The 8,781-nt window shown below is 66.7% G+C and carries 7 protein-coding genes; 2 read left to right on the top strand and 5 right to left on the bottom strand.

Going from position 1 to position 8,781, the window contains the following annotated elements; all coding sequences use genetic code 11:
- Positions 1–467 (top strand): DUF4190 domain-containing protein (locus HMPREF2944_RS08870; RefSeq protein ID WP_070682482.1); only part of this gene is annotated, 467 nt, incomplete at its 5' end.
- A 233-nt stretch (positions 468–700) separates the two neighbouring features.
- Here HMPREF2944_RS08870 and HMPREF2944_RS08865 read toward each other — a convergent pair.
- Complete coding sequence (locus HMPREF2944_RS08865) at positions 701–2,236, bottom strand: aminopeptidase P family protein (RefSeq protein ID WP_070682480.1); 1,536 nt, start codon at positions 2,234–2,236, stop codon at positions 701–703.
- Between the two features lie 203 nt (positions 2,237–2,439).
- Between HMPREF2944_RS08865 and HMPREF2944_RS08860 the strand changes: the two genes are divergently transcribed.
- A complete protein-coding gene (locus HMPREF2944_RS08860) occupies positions 2,440–3,363 on the top strand; it encodes a PHP domain-containing protein (protein ID WP_080974919.1) in 924 nt (307 codons plus the stop codon).
- Between the two features lie 202 nt (positions 3,364–3,565).
- Here HMPREF2944_RS08860 and HMPREF2944_RS09525 read toward each other — a convergent pair whose 3' ends face one another.
- The 4 genes from HMPREF2944_RS09525 to HMPREF2944_RS08840 form a co-directional block, all read right to left on the bottom strand.
- Positions 3,566–4,849, bottom strand: coding sequence for a DNA-methyltransferase (locus tag HMPREF2944_RS09525; protein WP_070682478.1), 1,284 nt, complete (start codon positions 4,847–4,849; stop codon positions 3,566–3,568).
- Between the two features lie 2 nt (positions 4,850–4,851).
- Positions 4,852–6,510, bottom strand: coding sequence for a DEAD/DEAH box helicase (locus HMPREF2944_RS08850; RefSeq protein WP_070682476.1), 1,659 nt, complete (start codon positions 6,508–6,510; stop codon positions 4,852–4,854).
- Between the two features lie 483 nt (positions 6,511–6,993).
- The gene (locus tag HMPREF2944_RS08845) at positions 6,994–7,221 is read right to left on the bottom strand and encodes a DUF3107 domain-containing protein (protein ID WP_049332104.1); all 228 of its coding nucleotides are present in this window, start codon (positions 7,219–7,221) and stop codon (positions 6,994–6,996) included.
- A 236-nt stretch (positions 7,222–7,457) separates the two neighbouring features.
- A complete protein-coding gene (locus HMPREF2944_RS08840) occupies positions 7,458–8,720 on the bottom strand; it encodes a glutamyl-tRNA reductase (RefSeq protein ID WP_049343916.1) in 1,263 nt (420 codons plus the stop codon).
- Between the last annotated feature and the right edge of the window lie 61 nt (positions 8,721–8,781).

Raw genomic sequence — 8,781 nt, 5'->3', positions numbered from 1 at the left:
CCCCGCAGCCGGCCGCACCGCAGCAGCCGCAATCCACCCAGCAGGCACCCGCCGCACAGCCCGCATCCAGCCCTGTTGAGGCGCCGAAAAAGAAGAAGTGGGCGGCAGTAACCGCACTGGTTCTGGGCATTATCTCCGCCCTGACCGGCTTCATTATCCTGGGCGCATTTACCGCAATCCCGACCGTTATTTTCGCGGTTATTGCCCTGGTCATGGTCAAGCGCGGCACCGGCAAGGGCAAGGCCATGGCTATCATTTCGCTCGTGCTGGTCGCGGTTGCGATGGTCACCTTCGTTCTGGGTAACAATGTGCGCGCAGAAAGGGACGCAAGGCTTAAGCAACGAGCCCAGGAAGCAATCCAGAAGTGCGAGAGCAAGGAATTTGTGGGCGCCTACTACACCGAGAAGGACGGTAAGCGCTACTGCGCATACGGCGGCTGGCTCTACCCTGTAGACGACGACAAGTAGACCGACCGTCTGGTTTATTGACCGATGATGTGATGGGTGGGGGCGTTCGCGTGTGCGGCAGTCGCCGTGCCTGCGAGCGCCCCTCAACCATATCTTTAGTGAGCACTACGCGTATGGATTATCCAGATAATTTCTGGAGCGCCATGCAGAAGCCCCTCACCGAACGAATCGGTGAGGGGCTTTCCTCATGCATAGACAACCGGCATTAACCGGTACGTCCGGCGGGGATGGGGTTACGCCTCCTTGGAGAGCTTAGCCATCCACTCCTCAATCTCCTCGACGGTGCGAGGCAGTGCAGCGGAGAGGTTCACGTTGCCGTCCTCGGTGCAGAGCACGTCGTCCTCAAGGCGGATACCGATGCCGCGGTACTCCTCGGGAACCGACAGGTCCTCGTCCTTGAAGTACAGGGCCGGCTCGATGGTGAAGACCATGCCTGGCTCCAGCTCAGCCCACATGTACAGCTCAGCCTTAGCCTGCGCGCAGTCGTGCACGTCCAGGCCCAGGTGGTGGCTGGTGCCGTGCGGCATCCAGCGGCGGTGCTGACCGCCCTCAACGGTGAGCGAAACATCGGCGGAAACCGGCAGCAGGCCCCACTCTTCCAGGCGGTGCGCCAGAACGTTCATGGCGGCCTCGTGGATCTCGTAGAACTTGGTGCCCGGCTTAGCCACAGCGAATGCGGCGTCGGCAGCTTCCAGCACGGCGTTGTAGACCTTCGCCTGAACCTCGGTGAACTTGCCGTTCACGGGGAAGGTGCGGGTCACGTCAGCGGTGTACAGGGTGTCGTCCTCAACACCGGCGTCCAGCAGCAGCAGCTTGCCCTCGTCCACGGTGCCGTTGTTACGAATCCAGTGCAGGATGGTTGCGTTGTTACCGCAGGCCGCGATGGTGTCGTAGCCCAGGTCGTTACCGTCGGTACGTGCCACGGAGAAGAACGCGGTCTCAACCACGCGCTCGCCGCGGTGGTGCTTCACGGCCTTGGGCAGCTCGCGCACGACCTCTTCGAAGCCCTTGACGGTCATGTCAACGGAACGCTGCAGGTTCTCAACCTCGATAGCGTCCTTAATCAGGCGAGCCTCGGAGAGAGCCACAGCCAGCTCGGAGTCCAGCTTGTCAGCCTGCTCCAGCTCTACGCCGGTGTTGTAGCGGGAGGTGTCAACGAGAGCGTCAACAGCCGGGTCAACGTTGCGGACCAGGCGGATGTTCACGCCGCCCAGACCCTGGTTGCCGGCGTTCTTGGTGATGGCCACCTCAAGCTCGGACAGGTCGCGGGTGCGGATGCCGAAACGCTCCGAGAACTCCTTCAGGGTCGGGCGGGGGCCAACCCAGAACTCGCCGTAGCGTGCATCGGCGTAGAACTCGGTGGTGTCGCGGCCGGCCAGCGGGCGGAAGTACAGGGTCACCTCGTGGTTGGAACCGTTGTCGCCGGTACCCTCCTCGACGGGCTCAAAAATCAGCACGGCGTCCGGCTCGTGGTCGACGCCCAGACCGGTCTGGTGAGCGAAGGCCGAGTGCGGACGGAAGCGGTAATCGCAGTCGTTCGAACGGACCTTCAGCGGGCCTGCGGGCAGAACCAGACGCTCGCCGGGGAATGCCTTGGAAATCTTGGCGCGGCGCTCAGCTGCGTAGTCTGCTACGGGCTCGCGGGTGTAGCCTCCGTCCTCGGCCTTGGCCCAGTCCTTAGCGATGAATTCGGTGAACGCAGACGCTTTGGGGGTGCTGCGGTGATCAGTCTTCTGAGCTTCGGTGCTCTTCTTATTGTTCTCAGTCATGCCTTAATCATATCGCCTTCGCCACAGATGGGCGCATATTCGGGTCCCCACGACCAAATAGCCGGTGGGCCGCCGCCAATGTTGGTAGGGTGGAAGAAGAGAAAGACACCGTAGACACCATTCAGACACAAATCCCCGAGAAACGGGCCCCGCCGCGTGAGGCGGCGCGGGTGCTCGTACGGGGTGAGGAGACGGAGCGGCACATGAGCCAGGCAGAGACGAACCCGACAGCCCCGACGACCCCGGAACGTCGAGAGCACAACGGACGCTACGATCTGCACATCCACTCCGCTATCTCAGACGGCACCCAGAGCCTTGAAGAGCTGGTGCCGCTCATCGCCCAAACCGGGTTGGCCGGGTTCGCCCTGACCGACCACGACACCGCATCCGGGTGGGATAGGGCCTCCCGCCTGGCCGAGGAACACGGCCTGGACTTTCTGCCCGGCGCCGAGTTCTCCTGCCGCTACCACTACACCGAGGACCGCCCCCGCACGAAGACGATTCACCTGCTGGCCTACGGATTCGACCCGGTGCACTCTGAGCTTGCACACCGCGTGGAGCAGATTCGCCTCAGCCGCGAGGGCCGCGCCCGCGCCATCCTCGAGCGCCTGGCCGCCGACTACCCGCTGACCTGGGACGACGTGCTCGCGCAGGTGGGGGAGGGCAACGCCGCCGTGGGCCGCCCGCACATCGCCGACGCGCTGGTCGCCGCCGGAATCGTGCGGGACCGCACCGAGGCCTTCAACCGCCTGCTCTACACGGGCAGCCCCTACTACGTGCCCCAGCAGGCCCTGGACCCGGTGGAGGCGGTGCGCCTGGTCCGCGAGGCCGGCGGCGTGCCGGTCATCGCGCACCCCATGAGCACGATGCGCGGGCCCGCCCTGAGCCTGGACTACCTGGGCAAGCTGGTGGATGCGGGCCTGGCCGGCGTTGAGGTGTACCACCGCGAGAACTCCGCGGAAGACCGCGCGCGCCTGCTGAAGTTTATTGAGGAGCGCCGCGCGGCGGGCACCGACCTGCTGGTGACCGGTTCGAGCGACTACCACGGCGCGGGCAAGCCGAACCTGCTGGGCGAAAACACGACGGACGCGGCCACGGTGGCGCGCATCCGCGAACAGATCGCGTAGGGCGGCTGACGGGCCGCACCTATTCACGCCTATTCACGCCTATTCAACGAACCCACGAAGGGGCGGGACGGAACCTCAGAAGATTCCGTCCCGCCCCTTTTCGCATACGGGTTGCGCCCCTGGCGGCGCGGCTAAACCGGCCTGAATTACCGGGCAGGTCGAACGAGCTGAGCCGGCCCGAAAAGCAGAACCGGCCGCGCGGTTACAGGCTCTCGCGGGAGGCCCGGTGCTGCAGCACCTCATCGGCCGTGGAGGCGGCCGCCTCCGCAGCCCGCGCCGCGCGAGCCTTCGCGCGCGCCTGACGCTGGCGCTGGCGGCGCAGTTCGTTCCGCCCGTCGACGCGCATCTTCCGATCCACCGCATCCATTGAGGAGTGACGCACGAACTTGCACGAGGCTCCCTCAACCGGGCGGGTCGTCTCGGTCAGCGTCTCCAGCACAGCCTTGAGCGCGTGGCGGCTCGCCGCAGTCAGCGCGTCTCGGCTCGTGCCGCCGCGCACGCCCACCGTGCGTTTGGGCGTAAACAGCACGCTCGCCCCGCGAGGCACGCCGCGGTACGCCTCGAAAGAGACCGGGTCCACGTTCAGGCGCTTCGCCATGACCTCAATCGCCGGGGGATTCTGGTCCACGCACACGAACTTGCGGCCCAGCTGAGCCGCCGCCGCACCCGTCGACCCCGAACCCGCGAAGAAATCCAGTACCCAATCGCCCGGGCGGGAGCTGGCCGCGATCATGCGGCGCAGCAGGCCGGTGGGCTTCTGCGTGGGGTAGCCGGTCTTCTCCTTGCCGGTCGGCGAGACAATCGTGTGCCACCACACGTCCGTGGGGAGCTTGCCGCGCGAGGCCTTCTCCTCGGTCACCAGGCCGGGGGCCATGTACGGTTCGCGGTCCACCTCGGCGGTGTTGAAGTAGTAGCTGCGGTGATCCTTCGCGTACACGAGGATGTTGTCATGCTTGGTCGGCCAGCGGCGCGTGGACTTCGCGCCGTAGTCGTACGCCCAAATCAGCTCGTTAATGAAGTTCTCACGCCCAAAAATCATGTCGCACATGATCTTCACGTAGTGCACTTCGCGCCAATCCAGGTGCAGGTACAGGGTGCCGTCCTGCGCGAGCAGGCGGTGCGCCTGCTCAATGCGCGGGGCCAGGAACGCCCAGTAGTCCTCGAAGGAGTCGTTGTAGCTCGCCAGGGTTTGCAGGGTGCTCGAGTAGCTCTTGCCCTTGAACCCGGTGCGGTCGCCCTTCTCGGAGGCCTCCGAGCTCAGCGTGCGGCGTGTCTGCTTCTTGCCCGTGTTGAAGGGCGGGTCAATGTAGATGACCGTGAACGCGCCGTCGGGCAGCTCGCGCAGGTAGTGCAGGTTATCGGCCTGCACAATCAGGGAGGGGCCCTGCGGGTCGAACGTGCCCGAACGCAGGCCGGGCTGCGCGGAGGCGTCACCCGGCTCGGCGGGGGAGGGCACGGCGGGCGCCGAGGATGCTGAGATACCCAACCCTAGCCCTCAGCACCGGGGCGCTCGGCGCCGGAACGTTCGGAGGAACGGCGGCGGGTGCGGCGGCGCGGCTGACGCTCCGCGGACTTGCCCTCCACCGGCTGGCCCTCAACGCGGCGGGTGCGGCGACGCTGGCGGGGCGCACGCTCGGCGCGGGGTGCCTCGGACTCAGAACCCGAACGCTCGGAAGAGCGCTCAGCCGAACGTGCGGAGCGGCGGCGGCCCTCGGAACGGCCGCTCTTCTCGCCATCGCGGGAACCGCGACCGCGGCGGCTGCCCTTCTCACCGTCGCGGGAACGGCCACCGCGTCCACGGGAATCGCGGCGGGAACCGCGACCGTCACGGCTTTCACGTTCCTCGCGGGCGTTAGCGAAGAACTCGTCGCCCATGCCCTCGGCCACGCGCTCCTCGCGGGGCAGGCGGCCCTTCGTGCCGCGCGGAATGTTTAGGTCGTAGAAGAGGTGCTCGGAGGAGGAGTAGGTCTCCACGGGCTCGGGCACGCCCAGCTCGAGGGCGTCGTTGATGACCTTCCAGCGGGGCAGGTCGTCCCAGTCCACCAGGGTGATCGCGGTACCCTCGTTGCCCGCGCGGCCGGTGCGGCCGGTGCGGTGCAGGTAGGTCTTCTCGTCCTCGGGCACGCGGTGGTTAATCACGTGGGTCACGTCGTCGACGTCGATACCGCGGGCGGCCACGTCGGTGGCGACCAGGATGTCGACCTTGCCGGTGCGGAAGGCCTTCAGCGCCTGCTCGCGGGCCACCTGGTTCAGGTCGCCGTGCAGGGGAGCGGCCGCGAAGCCGCGGTTGACGAGCTCCTCGGCCACGCGTGCGGCATCGCGCTTGGTTTTGGTGAAGATGATGGTGCGGCCGCGGCCCGTGGCGCGCAGGATGCGGCCAATCATCTCGTCCTTGTCGAGGTGGTGGGCGCGGTAGACGACCTGGCGAATCGATGCCTTGGTCTTCGAGGCGTCCTCGGGGTCGGCGGCGCTAATGCGCATGGGCTTGGTCATGTACTGGCGCGCCATGGCAATCACGGGGCCGGGCATGGTGGCGGAGAACAGCATGCTCTGACGCTTCTCGGGCAGGTAGCTGAGAATCTTCTCCACGGAGGGCTGGAAGCCCAGGTCCAGCATTTCGTCGGCCTCGTCGAGGACCACAATCTTGACCTGCTTGAGGTTCAGGAAACCCTGCTTGTACAGGTCGATGATGCGGCCGGGGGTGCCCACAGCCACCTCCAGGCCTTGGCGCAGTAGCTCGGCCTGCGGCTCAATCGGCACGCCACCGTAGAGGGTTGCGACGCGGGCGTTGCGCAGCTTCGCGGCGATGGCCAGGTCGTCGCCCACCTGAATGGCGAGCTCGCGGGTGGGAACCAGAATCAGGGCCTGGGGTGCGCCGGGGTACTCCAGGTCGGCCCAACCCTCGTCGTCGCGGCCGACCACGCGCTGGATGGTGGGCAGGCCGAAGCCGAGGGTCTTACCGGTACCGGTCTTGGCCTGGCCGATGATGTCCTGGCCGGACAGGGCCACGGGAAGAGTCAGCTCCTGGATGGGGAAGGGGGAGGTGATGCCAACCGCCGCGAGGGCGTCGCTAATGTCCTGGCGAACGCCGAAGTCGGCGAAGGACTTGGGCTGCTGAGTGGTTTCCTGCGTGTTCGTTTCAGTCACTGGACCGTATCTTTCTACCCCGCGCGCGGGGTGTGTCGTCTCCCCGAAGGGGTAGGGGCCAGTGCCAGCGGGGCTGTGCAATGGCCGGTCGATATCGAAAGCCGGCCGCGGGAAATTCTAGTGCGGGAAATTCTGTCGAGAACGCCGCGCTCGGGTCGCTCCGGCGGGTGGGCCGGTGCGGTGTTGCGGGCTCGCCGCCCGGCGTAGGGGGTGCCGGGGTGCGGTGCCGCGCTGCGGCGTGATCCTCGGGGTACAGGGTGGGTACGACCGGTCATTCACTTAACCCCTCAATATTAACCCGGATCGCTCCGGAACGCACCATCGGGAGGCTGTGGTGTACGCCCCTCGCAGCCGTTGCGGAGGCGTGCGGGAGGAACGCGGAAAGGGGCGAGGAATACTGCGAGAGGCCCCGCGGATGCGCAGCGCCCCGCCGCTCCGCGGGTGAATCGCGGAGGGCGGGGCGTGCAGGGTACGATGCGGCGATTAGGCGCCGATGCCGAAGCCCACGTGGCGCTTGGCGTCGCTACCGAGCTCGACGTAGCTGATCTGGCCGCCGGGAATCAGGGTGGTGTTGCCCTTATCGTCCATGATTTCCAGGATCGAGCCGTCCTCGATGGCCTTGGTGACCTTCTCGGTGAGAATTTCCTTAGCCTCGCTGGTCTCGACAACGATTTCGCGGGTGTTGTGGCGAACGCCAATCTTGATTTCCATGGTTCTCCTTGCGGATGCTCTCGGGACTCGCCGCCGGCCAACCGCGGTCGGGGCGCGCCTCTGCTTCGTTCTGTCTCTACCCTCTACTCTAGCGCGCGAGTGCCCCGCGGTACGGACCGCCGCGGGCACTTCGCCCCGGGCTGAGAGCGAGCCGGGCTGAGCATATGCCGGGTACAGCGGGCACGGAAAGGACCCGGCGCGCATGTTCGCCGGGCCCAATACACAAGCTCTATCGCCTAGTCGTCAGCAACCTGAATACCGTACAGAACCTCCAGTGCGTGCACGTACTCGTCCGTGCGGCCCTGGGCCGCCAGCATCTTCGCGCGCACCGTCGGGGTGTGCAACAGGGACTTCACGGTGCGGCGCATCGCGATCTCCAGCTGCTCGGCGGCGGCACCGCATCCGAACTGGTTGCGGGCCTTCTCCAGCTCGGAGTCGAGCACCGCCATCGTGTGCGAGCGCAGGGCCACAATGGCCGAGTCAATCGTGCGGGCGCGCTGGCGTGACAGGAAGGCGGCCAGCTCGGACTCCACGATGCGCAGCGCGGTGGCCACGGCCTCCTCGGTCTCTTCGGGGGCGGCCAGGCGCACCGACTCGAGCGTAATCAGCTCGACGTTCGGCAGGTCGGCCACAGAGGGATCGAAGTCGCGCGAGAGGGCCAGGTCGAGGATCGTGTGGTGACCGGCGGGAATCTGCTCGGGCTGAAGCGGCGCGGAGCCGCCCGAGCAACCGATAATCAGGTCGGCCTCGGCCATGGCCTGCTCCATGCCGCCCTCGGGCACCGCGAAAACATCGCGCTTGGCGGCGAACTCGGGGGCGCGTCCGGAACGGGAGTTCACCCAGATGTCGGTGCAGCCGCGGTCGCGCAGGGCCGCAATCGTGGCGCCCGCGTAGGCGCCGGTGCCGAACACCAGGGCGCGGCGGGTGGGCCAATCCTTCTCGGTCACCTCGTCGGCCAAATCCAGGGCCACGGAGACGATGGAGCGTCCCTGCGAGCCCAGGAGGGTGTGCTGGCCGACCTGGCGGGCCGTGTGCGCGGCGTGTTCGAAGAGCTGAACCAGCTCGCCGGGCAGGGGGCGCTCATCCCGCTGTGCCTTCTCCTGGGCGGAGGCGAGGGCGCGGCGTACCTGGCCGGCGATCTCGCGCTCACCCACGACGGCGGACTCCAGGCCGGAGGCGACCGTCAGCAGGTGGCGGACGGCGTCCTCGCCCTCGTACAGGTCGAAGCTGCCGGAGACGAGCGCGGAATCCAGCCCGGACCGACCGGAGATGCTGGAGGTAATCATGTCGCGGATGGCGGGCAGGTGCGCGGCAATGGGGAGCTGGACGTACATCTCGAGGCGGTTGCAGGTGGCCAGGACCACCGAACCGGTCACGCCCAGCTGACGGGCGTCGTCGCTAGAGAGGACGTCGGGTATGCCAGAGGCACCGGCGCTCAGGGCAGCGACGGTGGTTAGATCTACTGTGTGGTGCGATGCCACAAATGCATAAGTACTCACTAGTGACTAATCATAACCGCCGGGGGTGACGGGCTGTAAAGCGCGCATAACCTAAGTGACT

The organism is Rothia sp. HMSC072E10 (assembly GCF_001813965.1).
GTDB classification, from domain to species: Bacteria; Actinomycetota; Actinomycetes; order Actinomycetales; family Micrococcaceae; genus Rothia; species Rothia mucilaginosa_A.
The sequence above is the reverse complement of the archived record's forward strand: the minus strand, read 5'-3'. Positions and strand labels throughout refer to the sequence as shown.